This is a genomic window from Chitinophaga sp. RCC_12 (assembly GCF_041360695.1).
Lineage (GTDB): Bacteria > Bacteroidota > Bacteroidia > Chitinophagales > Chitinophagaceae > Chitinophaga.
Map to the genome: position 1 here is coordinate 349,462 of NZ_JBFUPS010000004.1, position 15,648 is coordinate 365,109.

The window sequence follows — 15,648 nt, forward strand, 5'->3', positions numbered from 1 at the left end:
GGATGAAAGGAAATAATCACATCATTTTGAGGATCAGGGAATATTGGCTAATTTAATATCAGATTGGAAGAGGAAGTTGTCATTTTGCGCTGTGCTTCCGTATATTTGAGACCCACATTATTCAAGCTGGTAAATGGAAAAGATGGATCTGAACGAATTTAAGCAATCTTTACAGGAGACACACCCACCGAAATATGTCGACATATACCTTGAATCCCTTTGGTACGAAAGGAAAGGTAACTGGAAAAAGGCGCACGACCTGGTAGACGATCTGCCGGGACCGGATGCTGCAAGGGTACATGCTTACCTGCACAGGGTAGAAGGAGATCAGGCAAATGCTGACTATTGGTACCGCCGGGCAGGCACCACCAGGCCTTCCGGTACACAGGAAGAAGAATGGGAACAATTAGTTATCCAGTACTTAAAATAACCGGCAACTGACGGTTACCGATTGCCAATTTAGCGTGTACATTTTACATTTGTCATTGATTATTAGGCTATAAAAAAGCACTAATTTGTTTATTATTTGTATATTCCGCATGGCGTTAGATCAACAAATATTAGACAATCAGTTATTTTAGTTTTTTAGCGGAGTATGCGGAAATTTATCCTTTTACTATTTTTATCTGTTTATCTGATTACAAATGCTGGTTATGCGCAGTCCTACGGATTACGCTTTTCCAGTCATGAAGTGGTGCAGGAAAGGAGAACAACGCTGAACTTAACTTCTTCCGGTCCGCTGTGTTTCAAAAAGAACGGGGAAATATCATTCGATCTGAACTTCCTTCCCTATAAAGAAACTTATTTCGGATACGTATTAAGGATCATCGCCGCCAACAACCAAAACATAGACCTGGTATATAACCAGAAAGAAAGAACCTTTAACTTCCTCATCGGGGAAAGCTTTTCACGCGCATTTGCCATTGATTCAGCCGCTCTCTTTGGCGGGTGGACGCATATCACTATTCACCTGGACCTGGAGCGTAATGAAGCCGCTATTTCGGTCAATGATAAATTTATCGCCAAAGGTCCTGCAAAGCTAGGCAACCCGGCATGTACCCGCGTGTTCTTCGGCGCCAATACCTACGAAGGCTTTCAAACAGTGGATATTCCACCCATGAACCTCCGTAATATAGTGGTGAAAGAAGGCGCCCAAACCAGGTACAACTGGCCGCTTTCCGAAAACGATGGCAGCAATGCCACCGACCTGCAGGAAGGTAAAACTGCGGTGATCCGCAATGCCAACTGGATAGGCCCCAAACACCGCAACTGGAGCCTGCTTCAGAGCTGGGAAATTAATGGTACCCCCAGTGTGGCTTTTGACCGGGAGAAAGAAGTGCTCTATATTGTATCTTCCGATTCACTATATCATATCTCGTTTAAAAATGAGCAGCAACAGGGCATCCGCCTGGCGCAACGTCTCGATAGCCTCATGCCGGGGAACCAGTCGGTATTCAACCCATTTCTCCATAAGCTCTTTAACTTTTATATAGATCAGAAAAAAGCAGGCTCCTATGATTCCCTCAACCGGAAATGGGATATCAGCTACACACCAGACCTGCTCACCGTTTACTGGCAGGCCAATAAATTTGTCTCCCAACAGGATACTTCCCTTTATATCCTTTGCGGATACGGACAAATGCAATATAAAAATACCGTACAGCGATATCATTTTGCCAATAAGAAATGGGACTCCGTACCCACCACCGGAGAAAGGCTCATTCCCCGGTACCTTGCCGCCACCGGCGCTACCAGCAATGGAGATACCGCTTATATCCTTGGCGGCTACGGCAGCAACAGCGGCAACCAGGTAGTGAACCCCCGCCATTATTACGATCTTATGGCCTTCCACGTGAAAGATCACTCCTTTCACAAAGTGTTCCAGCTGGAAGAACCACCCGTGCAGTTCTGCTTTGCCAACAGCCTGGTCATCGATCCCAACACCCAGAATTATTACGCTCTCATCTTCCCCGACGATAAATTTAATACCAGTCTGCAGCTCGTGGAAGGTTCGCTGAAAGCGCCACGGTTAAAGCCACTGGCCAATACCATCCCTTACTCTTTTCACGATATCAAATCGTTCGCAGATCTCTATTACTGCCGCGACAGCAAGAAACTGGTCGCCGTAACGCTCTATACTTCCAAAGACAATATCACGGAAGTAAAGGTGTATACACTGGAATTCCCACCCGACGCGGTAGTGGCAGATAAATCCGGTCTCCCGGAATTTTCCGCCTGGTACCCGCTGCTGCTTATTCCTGTAGTCGCCGCCGGCCTGTTCTTATTCCTGCGCCGCCGCAGAAAGATTACGCCGCCTTCAGCTGTTGCGCCACCGGCATCAGCAACCGCAACACCGCTTCCTCCGCTGCCCGTGGTCATACCCGAAACGGTTACCGACGAAACCGCACCGGAAGAAATCATCGCTGAAAAAAAAGGAAACATCTACTTCTTTGGCCCGTTTGAAGTACTCGACAAAGAAGGGCAGGACGTCACCAAATTCTTCACGCCACTGCTCAAAGAATTATTCCTGCTGATAGCCATCAATACCATCCGTTCAGGAAAAGGCATTTCATCCGACCGGCTCTATGCTACCCTCTGGCGCGATAAGTCCAGCAAGGAAGCACAGAACAACCGCTCCGTGAATATGGTAAAGCTCAAAGCCATCCTCGACAAGCTGGGCGCCTGTGCCTTCGTAAAAGAAGCTGACCGCTGGAGCCTTCAATACTCCACCGCCGATATCGACATGGACCTGGCCGGGTTCCAGCAACTGCTGCACTCGCCCCGTCCACTGCAGGAACAACCTGTACGTGATCTGTTGAAGATCCTCCATCGTGGCTCTTTCCTGCCCGACACCAACTACACCTGGCTGGAAGATATCCAGTCCGAAATCTCCGGCATAACCCTCGACATCCTCACAGAGGCCGCCAACCAGTTCAAATCTGATCCGGAACTCCTCATTGAAATCGCGGACCGCATCTTCCTCTTCGACCCCGTGAATGAAGAAGCCCTCCGCATGAAATGCAGCAGCCTCGTATCGCTGGGGCGCCATTCCCTCGCCAAAACGGCCTTCAACAAGTTCGCGAAGGAATATCTCCACATGTATGGGGAGGAGTTCCCGCAGTCGTTCACAGACTACTCAGGGTAGCGGGATTGGTGCGGATTTTGTCTTTCTCACTGATTACGCTGATTATACTGATTTTTAGGATTTGATCATGTTGGGATTTTAAAGGATTTTGGGAGATATAAGCGGATATATTGGCTTCTGTTTTCCTGATTATTGTTATTATTATTTTCGTTAAAATCAAAACATCATCAAATCAGCGCAATCGCCGTTAATCAACCTAATCCTGCACCAAGACAATTTAAAATCGCCGAAGGCGGTCTACGCTATTATTTCCGCTTATATCTCCCCAAAATCCTTTAAAATCCCAACGTGATCAAATCCTAAAAATCAGTATAATCAGCGTAATCAGTGAGAAAGACAAAATCCGCTCTAATCCCGCTAACTTTTTTTCGCATTAGTGCATTATTAGTGCTGCCGTTAAGGCCTGCTGTATAAATTGCAGCGAAATGAATAAGACAAGGTTCCACGACTATGGCACTCAGGCCGTTTTATTACGAAAGAAAAGGATGCTGGTGATTAAAATCATCAGCATTCTTTTTCCTTTTTTAATTATCGGTGGAGTGGAAGCAGGATTGCGGTTATTTAATTACGGCCACAACCTGGCGCTTTTTATTACCTCTCCGCAAAACAGCAATTACTACCAGCTCAACCCCGCAGCTTCCCTGAAATACTTTTCCAATACGGAAATCGCTACCAAAGGCAATAGTGAATTATTTAAGAAAGTAAAAGACGCAGGTACGCTCCGCATTTTTGTATTAGGTGAATCCACTACCATCGGGTATCCCTATTTTCATAACGGCGCCTTTCACCGTTGGCTGCAATACCGCCTCATGCATTCCTGCCCGGAGAAACGTCTGGAGATCATTAATCTTTCACTAACGGGCGTTAATTCCTATACAGTAGAGGGTTTTACAAAAGAATTATTACCGTATCAGCCGGATGCGGTGCTTATTTATACCGGGCACAATGAGTATTATGGCTGCCTGGGCACCGGCAGCACCGACAAAATTGCCGGCAGCCCTTTCCTGATCCACCTGGTGCTGAAGCTCCGGGAGCTCCGGATCACCCAGCTCATGGCGAATGCGCTCCGCAAAATTTCCAGGCTGACACCGGCCAGCCCGGATGGCGCGGGCAAAACCCGCATGGAAATGATGGTGGCCGCACAACAGATCCCTTTCGGATCAGCGATGTATGAAAGAGGCATTGCCCAGTTCACAGCTAACATGGATAATACGCTGCACATGCTGGATCAGGCGAATGTTCCGGTGTTCATCAGCAACCTGGTGTCTGCTGAAAATGATCTGTTCCCATTTGTCAGCATACCACCCGACAGCACAAAGTACCCGGGCTTCAACACTGCATACCTACAGGGTGAGGGGGCAATGGCCAAAGGGGATTCGGCGGCGGCCCTGCAATATTTCATGGCCGCGGAAAACAGCTACCAGGCGCATGCGGGCTGCAACTATTACCTGGGCTTGCTGACCCTGCACAACGGCGATAATGCCGCTGCCAAAACGTATTTCGACAAAGCCAGGGATCTCGATGCCCTTCGTTTCCGGGCGCCGTCCAAACTGAATAAGGTGATGCTGGAGCTATGCAGCAAATATAAAAACGCGCACCTGGTAGATGCCAATGCGGCTTTTGAGGCTGCGAGTGCTGGTCGTATTATCGGTAATGAGCTGATCCTCGAACATGTTCATCCTAACCTGAAAGGCTATGCGCTCCTGTCGGATGTATTTTATAATACCATGAAAGCACAGGGGCTTTTCAAGCCGTCGCCGGAAACGGAAATGAGCTTTGCCCGGTTGCAGCAAACCATGCCCATTACCGTTATCGACAGCTTATCCGGCGCTTATAAGATCGCTAATCTTAAAAGAAGCTGGCCGTTTAGTAAAACGCATGTTGACGATACTATGCTGATTGCCAGTGCGGAAGAGCAGCTTGCTTATGAAGTTGCTTTCAGGAAAACATCCTGGGCCGCAGCGCTGCAACAGCTTTATAATGCCTACAATCAAAACGGCGATTTTGCAAACGCCGCTACCATTGTGGCAGCGTGGGTACAGGAGCATCCCACCGAAGCGAACTACTATGAGGAAGCCGGTAATTACTATGGTAAGCTGGATCATACCGCGGAGGCCATCTTCTACTTTAAAAAAGTATTTGTCATGTCGCCTTCCTTTGAGGTGGCCAGGACGCTTTTTGTGCTTTACCTGAAGCAGGATAACGCTAACGGGGCATTGCCTTACCTGAATTATGCCATCGATCATAACGAACGGCGCTTAAACCTGCTGCCCGTAAAAGATTGCCTGTTGCAGGTCCTGGAGCTGCAAACCAAGGCGGCGAGGGAGCCGGCAAATATAGGCTTGCTTAACCAGATTGCAGGACTGTACTACCGGATGGGCAATAAAGAGGGCGCCGTGCTGTATATAGAAAAAGTATTGCAGGTCTCGCCGGGCAACCGGGATGCACTCACCATGCAAAGTCAACTCAAAAAAGTATAGCCATGTGGAAACGGTTCACCAATATTTCGCTGCAGCAATGCAAAGAATCCGGCCAGGTGGCTGTGGCGGCGCTACTGGCGGCGGCATTGTATTTCCGTGATTTCAGGCTGGTAGCCGTTGCATTGTTAGTGTTGTTCATCACATTGCTGGCGCCCCGGCTTTTTTATCCGCTGGCGGTGATCTGGTTGGGGATAGGAAAAGTTTTGGGAGAAGTAAACATTCGCATACTCCTGACCCTTGTTTTTATACTGGTGGTAGTACCTGTGGGCTTATGGCGGAAGTGGCGGGGCAAAGATACTTTACAACTGCGCGGGTTTAAGAAAGAGAAAGGATCGGTGATGGTTATACGAAATCATGTATATACGAAAAAAGATTTACTGCATACATTTTAAAACGATCATCATTTTCACGTCATGGAATTTCTGCATGAACTGTTCTATTTTTTAAGAACCCGTAAAAAATTCTGGCTGCTTCCGCTGATCACCATGCTGTTGTTGCTGGCATCGTTGGTGGCATTGACCAGCGCTTCCGCACTGGCGCCTTTTATTTATGCCATATTTTAACGGCTTTGAGGAAAATTATCCTGGGTATATCGGCATTTTATCACGACAGTGCAGCTGCGCTGATCATCGACGGGCGCATTGTTGCGGCCGCACAGGAAGAACGTTTTACGCGCATTAAGCAGGATGCTGCTTTCCCGGCGCAGGCCATTAAATATGTATTGTCTGAAGCGGGTATCTCCTTTGATGAGCTAACTGCGGTGGCATTTTATGATAAACCGCTGCTGAAATTTGAACGGTTGCTGGAAACGTATCACGCTTTTGTACCACGTGGCTGGCGCAGCTTTATCGCCGCTATGCCGGTGTGGATGAAGGAGAAAGTGTTTATGAAGAAAATGCTCCGCCACCAGTTCCGCACATTGGGAGCTACGGTAAAAGTGCCACTGTATTTCCCCGAACATCATTTATCCCATACCGCCAGCGCTTTTTACCCGTCGCCTTTTGAGTCGGCCGCCATTCTTACGGTGGATGGCGTAGGGGAGTGGGCTACCACTACCATTTGTTACGGCGCCGGTAACGATATCAAAATTTTAAGGGAACTGCGATTTCCGCATTCGCCGGGCTTATTATATGCCGCATTCACTTATTTCCTCGGCTTTAAAGTAAACAGCGGCGAATATAAATTAATGGGGCTGTCGCCCTACGGCCAGCCAGATGCCCCGCAAACCATTGCCTTCCGGGAAAAGATCCTGTCAACGTTGGTGGATATACGAAACGATGGCTCCATCCTGCTGAACATGGATTATTTTGAATTTGCCACGGGGCTGAAAATGACGGCCACGCCACTATGGGAAGCCTTGTTTGGCATTCCCCGCCGGGAGCCGGAATCCGGCATCACGCAGGAGCACATGAACCTGGCGCTGGCTATTCAGCAGGTCACCGAAGAAATTGTAGTGGCGCTGGCACGCACAGCGAAAGCCATTACGGGCAGCAACCACCTGGTGATGGCAGGCGGTGTGGCGCTTAATTGTGTGGCCAACCATAAAATAAAAGCCGCCGGTATTTTTGAGGATATCTGGATACAGCCTGCTGCCGGTGATGCCGGCGGCGCACTGGGCGCTGCATACGCCGCTTATCATATTGGTATGGAGCAGGCGCGTGTTTTTTTCCCGGGAGATGATGGCATGCAGGGCGCGTTCCTTGGCCCCGCTTATGGCGACGCAGATATCCGGAAGCTGCTGGCCCGCTATGCAGCGGTGGCTGTTCATCAGCCGGACTTCGACGCACTCACGCAGGAAGTGAGCGCCCACCTGGCCAATGGAAAAGTAGTGGGCTGGTACCACGACCGGATGGAGTTTGGCCCGCGCGCACTCGGCAACCGGAGCATCCTCGCCGATCCACGGCAGGCGGCTATGCAGCAGCAACTCAACACGAAAATAAAATTCCGCGAGAGCTTCCGCCCCTTTGCACCCGCAGTACTGGCAGAAGATGCGCACCACTATTTTAATGATGCCACTGCTTCTCCCTATATGTTATTTACAACCACATTAAAAGATGCGCTGCGCACAAATACACCAGCAGATGCCACCGCCTCCGTTTATGAGCGGCTGCATCAGCAACGCTCCACTATCCCTGCGGTGACACACCTCGATCATTCCGCCAGGATACAAACCGTACATCGTACGCTTCATCCAAAGCTATGGCAACTTATTAATTGTTTTAAAGAACTAACGGGCTGCAGTGTGTTGATCAATACCTCTTTTAATGTAAGGGGAGAGCCGGTAGTAAACACGCCGGAAGATGCGTGGCTGGCTTTTATGCGAACGGAAATGGATTACCTGGTAATGGGGAATTATGTTTTTGATCGCCGCCAGCAGCCAGCGTTGCCGCCGGCGTTGTTCAAATCCTTTGAAAGGGATTAATAGCTTCTTCTTAAAAAAGAAAATTAAAAAAAATACAGCATTAATACGGCTGTTAGTTCATTATTAGCGCTGCTGTTAGGCCGCCGGCGCTTACTTGCATTCATTATTCTCTTATCAATCGAAATATCGTTCGCGTTATGAAAAGATTACTATTGCTGATGCTCCTCGCATCGGGCCTGCTGCAGGCCTATGCACAAAAGCAGTTGACAAAGGGTAAAGTGCTGGATGAAACCGGCCAACCACTACCCGGAGCAACCGTTAGAGTAAAAGGTACCAACATTTCAAGTCCCACCAATGCACAGGGCGAATTCCAGATTGCTACCGGCGAAACCGCTTCCCCGGTACTGGTGATTTCCTATATCGGCTACCTTTCACAGGAGGTGACGGTAACCGGCGGCGACCTGTCCGTCACCTTAAAAACGGATGCCAGATCCCTCAATGATATCGTAGTAGTCGGGTATGGCACACAGAAGAAAAGCGATGTAACCGGCGCCACCAGTTCGGTGAAAGCCGTGGAAATTGCCAAGCGTCCTTTGGTAAGGGTAGAACAGGCTTTACAGGGAACTACTTCCGGCGTAACGGTGCAAAGCAACAGTGGTCAGCCAGGTAAAGGCATCAGTGTTAGGATCCGCGGCGCCAGTTCCATCACCGGCAGTAACGACCCGTTATACGTCATTGATGGTTACATTGGCGGCAACCTGGAGTCCATCGCCCCCGGCGATATTGAAAGCATGGAAATCCTGAAAGATGCTTCTGCTACTGCTATCTACGGTTCCCGTGGATCTAACGGCGTGGTAATGGTAACCACCAAAACCGGTAAATCAGGGAAACCCCGCGTGGATGCAAGCGCCTGGATAAGCAAAGCTTCTTTGCCAAAAAAACTAAACCTGATGAACGCCTACGAATTTGCGCAGCAGGTAAATAAAAAAGGCGATGTTGCCGGAACAGGCCATCCGTTTACAGATGCACAGCTCGCAGAGCTGCAGAAAAATCCCGGCGGTACCGACTGGCAGGATGAGCTGACCCGCAAGCCATTGACACAAAACTACCAGGTAGGCGTGTCCGGAGGTTCGGAAAATGTAAAGTATTATTTCTCTTATAACCACCTGGATCAGCCAGGTTTGCTGATCAACTCCGGCTATAAAAGAAATACGCTGCGCGCGAATGTGGATGTGAAGCTGAACAGCAAAATGGACCTGAAAGTAAATATTACAGGCCTGTTGCCGGAATCACACAATACGGATTTCTCCGGCGATATCGTTGATCCGTTCTCGCAGTCCAGTATGTGGGATCCCACCAGCCCGGTAAGAAATGCGGCAGGTGATTATATCAGCCAGTCTAATTTCGCATCCCTCGCTAAAAACCCGGTACAAAATATCATGAGTCGTTCGGTAGATGGAAAAACGTCCAACCTGACTGCCACCGGCGTTTTTACCTATCGTATTATCGATCACCTTACCTTTACTTCCAATAACAGCTATGAGCTGCAGAACCAGCAGACGCAATCCGTTTTTCCTCCGGGAACAAACGAAGCGTTTAACGGTAACGACTATGCGAAAATGGAGAATAGTCGCTACCGGAGCTGGCAGAACTCCAACTTCCTGACCTATAACAACCGCTTCGGGAATCATTCCCTCACCGTTACCGCGCTCGTGGAACAGGCTTCCAAAACCAATACCAACACCATTGCACAGGCCAATAAATTATCTACCTACAGCCTCGGCTACTGGAACCTGGGATTAGGTAAAACCCAGTCGACCAGCAGCGGCTACTGGGCAGATGCGCTCATCTCTTATATGGGAAGGGTAAACTATGCCTTTAAAGATAAATACCTCTTAACCGTTTCTGTTCGTACAGATGGATCTTCCCACCTGGTAGAGAAGTACTCCACATTCCCCGCAGTTGCATTGGGATGGGCAGTAGACAAAGAAGGATTTATGGCAAACTCCAAAGTGATAACCGGATTAAAGCTCCGCGCCAGCTACGGGCAAACGGGTAACCAGGCAGTACCTGCCTATTCTACCATTGCCCAGATCGGTACGGCCCTGCCTTACTACTTCGATGGCACTACTTCAAGCGTAAATACCCCACTGGGAACACCGGTAGCCACTACGCTTCAATGGGAAAAGAACACTACCTATGATGTAGGATTGGATATGGAATTCTGGCGTGGCCGCTTAACCTTCACCGCAGATGCCTATAATAAAAAAGTATCTGACCTGCTGTATGCCACCGATAACCCTTTTTATTATGGCGGCGGAAGCTTCCAGCGTAATATCGGCAGCGTAAGGAATACAGGCCTGGAATTCAGCGTAGGCGGTATGCCGGTTGTTGGAAAAGATTTCAAGTGGACCAGCAACTTCAATATCTCCTTCAACAGGAACGAAGTATTGGATCTGGGAGGTCAGGACAATATCATTGTAAATGGTATCGGCTCTGCACAACAAGGTGTATCCATCATCAAAGTAGGGGAACCGCTGGGTACCTTCTATGGTTATAAATACCTGGGCACCTGGAAAAATGAAGAAAAAACAGAAGCCGCTACATACGGCAAGAAACCGGGGGATACAAAATATGCTGACCTCGATGGCGATCATAAACTTTCCGGCGGCGATCTTACCACGATTGGTAATGGTATGCCTAAATATTACTTCGGTTTCATCAATGATTTCTCTTACAAAAACTGGAGCCTGAACGTTATGTTCCAGGGCACGCATGGCAACCAGATGTATTCGTTCACCCAGGCCTATACAATGGGCGGGCTGGGAGATGCACGCGATGCCACCAATGCGCAACTCCTTGATATGTGGACGCCTGAAAAACAGACAGACGTTCCGGTCTATGGTAACCAGAACGAAATTAAAAGCAGCCGTTATGTATACGATGCCAGCTATATCAAACTGAAAAATATTTCCCTCACTTATACCATTCCTGCATCACTGCTGAGCAGGATACATGCACGCAGCCTGGACGTTTATATCAGCGCCCAGAATATCTGGACCATCACCAATTACCCTGGCTACGATCCGGAAGTAACCAACGCCACCAATGCCATTACACAAGGTTTGGAAACAGGTACGATACCTAACCCCAAAACCTATACGATTGGTTTACGACTTGGTTTATAATTGAATGGATTCTGTTTTTCTAAAAAATTACTATTATGAACAAAAAATATTTCCTCCCTTTAGCGATGGCAGCAATGATCGGTGCATCATCCTGCGTGAAGCTGACGGAAGATCCAAGAGCAACACTCACTCCCGGCAATTACTTCAATACACAAAATGAACTGGACGGCGCCGTAACTTCTGCTTTCAGGGCGCTTGCCGTAGATGGTGCATGGGGCTTCACCAGTAAAATGACCAGTTACTTCGGCTCCGACGATTTAACCACGCACCCTGCTTCCAACAAAGCAGACTCGCGGGAATTTGACCGGCTCCAGGGTACCACCACCAACGCCAGTATGAGAGCGGAGTGGGAAGGACCGTGGAATACCATTTACCAGGCAAACAACGTGATCGCCAATTTTGAAAAAGTAGCTGCCACCACCAATGAGGCGATTCAGCAACGCACGTATGCCGGCGGACAGGCATATTTCCTCCGGGGACTGTGTTATTTCTACCTTGTAAGAACATTTGGTGCATTGCCTGTTGTTACCGGTCCGGCAGATATTACCGTAACACCAGCAAGGGAAGAACCTGCAAAAGTATACGAACTGATCATCGCCGATCTGAAAAAGGCGGCTGACATGCTGCCCGATAAATGGACCGGCGCAGACGTAGGCAGACCCGGCGCATTGTCTGCAAGAGCCGTGCTGGCAAACGTATACCTCACCATGGCAGGCTGGCCTGTGAACCAGAATTCCAATTACGCTTTGGCCGCCACGGAAGCAAAGGCCGTAATGGACGCCGGAAAATACGACCTGATGCCCGACTACCTCGATGTATTCAAAACCAATAATAATATTGAATCTGTATTCGGACTGCAATATAATGTAGGCGGCCAGTTGCCTAACCGTTCCTTTGGCGCTACCTGTATTCCTGATGATGAAGGCGGATGGGATGACTTCTTTCCGGAAATCAACTACTTTAAGGATGCACCGGTTTGTAAACGTACCGATCAAACCTTCCATACACAAATCAAAAGCAATAAAATCGGCGTAGTGAAATGGGATGATCCAAGAACGGCTACTCACCATCCTTACTATAACAAATTCCGTTATGGCGCTGGTGATGGTATCGTTGAAACGCCTACACAGGTGGTGAGCTTTAACGCCAGTACCAATAAAACCACTGATATCGTTCGCTTTGCAGAAACGTTGCTCACCTACGCAGAAGCTTCTGCCATGGCTGCCAACACCGTTTCTGATGATGCCTACGAAGCGCTGAACAGGGTGAGACGCCGCGCCGGTTTGCCCAACATTGTAAAAGGCTTAACGGCGGTGGCTTTCCGTGACTCGGTAGTGAATGAACGCAAATATGAATTTGCCGGGGAATTCGGACAACGCTGGTTCGATATCGTTCGCTTGCAGTTGCTGCCAAAGGTAATTGCACGCCGCGATCCGAATGAGTTCAAGGATCTTCCGTTGAATCCTGCTGCGGTTGCCAACCCGGGTCCTAAATATATTGCTCCGATCCCATTCCGGGATCTGAACCTGAGCCCGGGATGGTCACAAAACCCGACATACTAAATACTTTTTGATTTGGCCCATAAATAGTTTAATCATGCCTTGTGCATGATTAAACTATTTTGTTAATTCGTTCTGTAGCCAATGAGGAATTCTCCCAGCGCATAAATTTTAGTGAATGAAAAAAACGAACTGGAAGCTGTACAGCCTTCTGTTGCTGACACCTTTTGTATGCTTATCCGGCCGCGCGCATGCCGCGGTGTATGATACTATCCCCGGGGTAAAGCCATCCATCGATCTGATTGACCCAACCATAGGAAACGTAGGTCAGCTGCTGGAGCCCACCCGGCCCACCGTGCAGTTGCCGAACCAGCTGATCCGGTTTACGCCGCAGCGGAAAGACTTTATGGACGACCAGATCTCCGACTTTCCATTGAACGTGGTATCACACCGGCTCGGGCAGGTGTTTTCCCTGAAGCCCACCACCGGCAAGCTGTCGGAGAATGACTGGCAAACCCGGATGGCTTACGACCATAACCTGGAAACCAACCGGCCCTGGTATTATTCTACCTGGCTGCTGGATGAAGAAGTAAACGTGGAATTTACCGCCGGTAAAAAAGCTGGCTACTACCGTTTCCGTTTTCCTGCCGGTGAAGAAAAATCGCTGTTGTTTGGTACCTATAACGATGGTGAAGCTGCTTACACCTTCCTGGCCAATAAGGTAATGACCGGCATGGAAACTTATAACGGCTATGTAAAAGTATACCTGTACGGCGTTTTTAGCGAAGCCGGTACACCCGGCGTAGTGGAGCAGGGACAGTTGAGCAACAATAAAAATATTGCTGGTAAAGGAATCAAAGCGTTTATCAGTTTCCCTGCCGCTACCAAAGAAGTTACCTTCAAGTATGCTATCAGTTACATCAGCGCGGAGCAGGCAAAGAAAAGTTATGAAGAAGAAATCAGTAAGAAAGATTTTGACGCCGTAGCCGCCAGCGGAAAAAAAGCCTGGGCAGATGTCATGAACCAGGTGAAGGTAAAAGGCGGTACGCTGGCGCAACAACGTTCTTTTTATACAGCTTTATACCGTTGCTATGAAAGGGCAGTGAATATTACAGAAGACGGGCAGTATTACAGTGGTTATGATAAACAGATCCATAAAGACAACCGTCCTTTTTATGTAGATGACTGGACCTGGGACACCTACCTGGCACTGCATCCACTGAGAATGATCCTGGACCCTGCAAAGGAAGAAGACATGCTGGAATCGTTTGTGCACATGTACGAGCAAAGCGGCTGGCTGCCTACCTTTCCCGTGTTGTTTGGCGATCATGCCTGCATGAACGGGTTCCATTCTTCCGTAGTAATGCTGGACGCACACCGGAAAGGGCTGAAAAACTTCAATATTGAAAAAGCCTATGAAGGTATGCGGAAAAATGCGACGGAGGCTACTATGCTTCCGTGGCGCAATGGGCCTAAAACAGCGCTCGACGACGTATATCACAACAAAGGTTATTTCCCTGCATTGCGCATCGGCGAAAAAGAAACCGAACCAGCGGTGCATCCTTTTGAAAAAAGACAGGCAGTAGCCGTTACCCTGGGCGGCAGCTACGACGACTGGGCATTGTCTGAGCTGGCGGGTGATCTGAATAAGAAAGATGACCAGCGCTTGTTTGCACCAAGAGCGAAGAATTATAAAAATCTATGGAACGCCGATAAACAATTTTTTCTGCCGAAAGACGGTAACGGGGAATGGATCGATATCAACGTAAAGTATGACGGCGGTATTGGTGGCCGTGATTTCTATGATGAAAATAACGGCTGGACTTACCTCTGGCAGGTACAACAGGATATCCCCGGCCTCATCAGCCTGATGGGCGGTAAAGATGCGTTTGAAAAAAGACTGGATCAGCTGTTCCGTGAACCGCTGGATATGTCGCGTTACGCTTTCTGGAGCAAGTTCCCCGATGCCACCGGTCTCGTTGGACAATACTCCATGGGTAATGAACCAAGCTTTCATATTCCATACTTGTACAACTACACCGGCGCCCCGTGGAAAACGCAGCAGCGTATCCGCTTCCTGCTGGACACCTGGTTTAAGGATAACATCTTTGGTATCCCCGGTGATGAAGACGGCGGCGGAATGTCGGCCTTCGTCGTATTTTCTTCCATGGGCTTTTACCCGGTAACACCCGGTATTCCGGAATATACGATTGGCAGCCCGGTGTTTGAAAATGTAAGTATCGCATTGCCCAACAAGAAACAGTTTATCGTAGTGGCGCACAACAGCTCTGTGGTAAATAAATATATTCAACAGGCAAAGTTCAACGGCAAACCTTTGAACAAACCTACGTTTACGCATCAGCAGTTAACTGATGGCGGAACGCTGGAGCTGTTCATGGGCCCGAAGCCTAACAAGAGCTGGGGCGTACAGTAATTAGGCGTTATCTTCGCAGCTAACATGGCATCTTACATCGTTACTTTGCAACTTGAACGGAACGCCGCCGCATTCTTTAACCAGATGCGCCGGCAGTATTATCCTGCTCATGCCAACGAGGTACACGCACATCTTACTTTATTTTACCGCCTGCCGGCGGATGAACCACAAATCATTACCTCCCTGGCGGCGATGGTTGCGCGGCCCTCTTTTGCATTGCAGGTAAGTGAAGTGAAACGGTATACCAACGGTATAGCCTATACGCTCATGTCCACCGAATTGCAGGCATTGCATGAAGCCTTGCAAATGCAATGGGAACCCTGGCTGATTCCGCGCGACCGGCAGCCGTTGCACCCGCATATCACCATCATGAACCAGGTAACGGCTTTTAAAGCGCAGCAGGCGCATGAGCAATTGCTGACCAACTTCCGGCCCTTTGAAGTAACCGCTACGGGCATAGCGTTGTGGCGGTATTTAAAAGGCCCCTGGAAACTGGCAGGGGAGTATCCTTTCCTTACATAAAAAAGCCTTCCCGTTTTA

General features: G+C 48.8%; 10 protein-coding genes. All 10 read left to right on the forward strand.

Features of this window, described 5'->3' with window-relative positions:
- Positions 1–133 precede the first annotated feature (133 nt).
- Complete coding sequence (locus tag AB6805_RS14545) at positions 134–430, forward strand: hypothetical protein (protein WP_370910152.1); 297 nt, start codon at positions 134–136, stop codon at positions 428–430.
- Positions 431–595: 165 nt separating this feature from the next.
- Positions 596–3,145 (forward strand): hypothetical protein, encoded by a 2,550-nt coding sequence (locus AB6805_RS14550; protein ID WP_370910153.1) that lies wholly within the window; start codon positions 596–598, stop codon positions 3,143–3,145.
- A gap of 425 nt (positions 3,146–3,570) precedes the next feature.
- Complete coding sequence (locus AB6805_RS14555; RefSeq protein ID WP_370910154.1) at positions 3,571–5,625, forward strand: hypothetical protein; 2,055 nt, start codon at positions 3,571–3,573, stop codon at positions 5,623–5,625.
- Between the two features lie 2 nt (positions 5,626–5,627).
- Complete coding sequence (locus AB6805_RS14560; protein WP_370910155.1) at positions 5,628–6,017, forward strand: SxtJ family membrane protein; 390 nt, start codon at positions 5,628–5,630, stop codon at positions 6,015–6,017.
- A gap of 21 nt (positions 6,018–6,038) precedes the next feature.
- Positions 6,039–6,188 (forward strand): DUF5989 family protein, encoded by a 150-nt coding sequence (locus tag AB6805_RS14565; protein WP_370910156.1) that lies wholly within the window; start codon positions 6,039–6,041, stop codon positions 6,186–6,188.
- Between the two features lie 5 nt (positions 6,189–6,193).
- Positions 6,194–8,047, forward strand: coding sequence for a carbamoyltransferase (locus tag AB6805_RS14570; protein WP_370910157.1), 1,854 nt, complete (start codon positions 6,194–6,196; stop codon positions 8,045–8,047).
- 137 nt (positions 8,048–8,184) lie between these two features.
- Positions 8,185–11,175 (forward strand): SusC/RagA family TonB-linked outer membrane protein, encoded by a 2,991-nt coding sequence (locus AB6805_RS14575; RefSeq protein WP_370910158.1) that lies wholly within the window; start codon positions 8,185–8,187, stop codon positions 11,173–11,175.
- A gap of 35 nt (positions 11,176–11,210) precedes the next feature.
- A complete protein-coding gene (locus AB6805_RS14580) occupies positions 11,211–12,737 on the forward strand; it encodes a RagB/SusD family nutrient uptake outer membrane protein (protein WP_370910159.1) in 1,527 nt (508 codons plus the stop codon).
- A gap of 115 nt (positions 12,738–12,852) precedes the next feature.
- Entirely contained in the window at positions 12,853–15,108 is a 2,256-nt protein-coding gene (locus AB6805_RS14585; RefSeq protein ID WP_370910160.1) for a GH92 family glycosyl hydrolase, read from the forward strand.
- A gap of 24 nt (positions 15,109–15,132) precedes the next feature.
- Positions 15,133–15,630, forward strand: coding sequence for a 2'-5' RNA ligase family protein (locus AB6805_RS14590; RefSeq protein ID WP_370910161.1), 498 nt, complete (start codon positions 15,133–15,135; stop codon positions 15,628–15,630).
- Positions 15,631–15,648 lie beyond the last annotated feature (18 nt).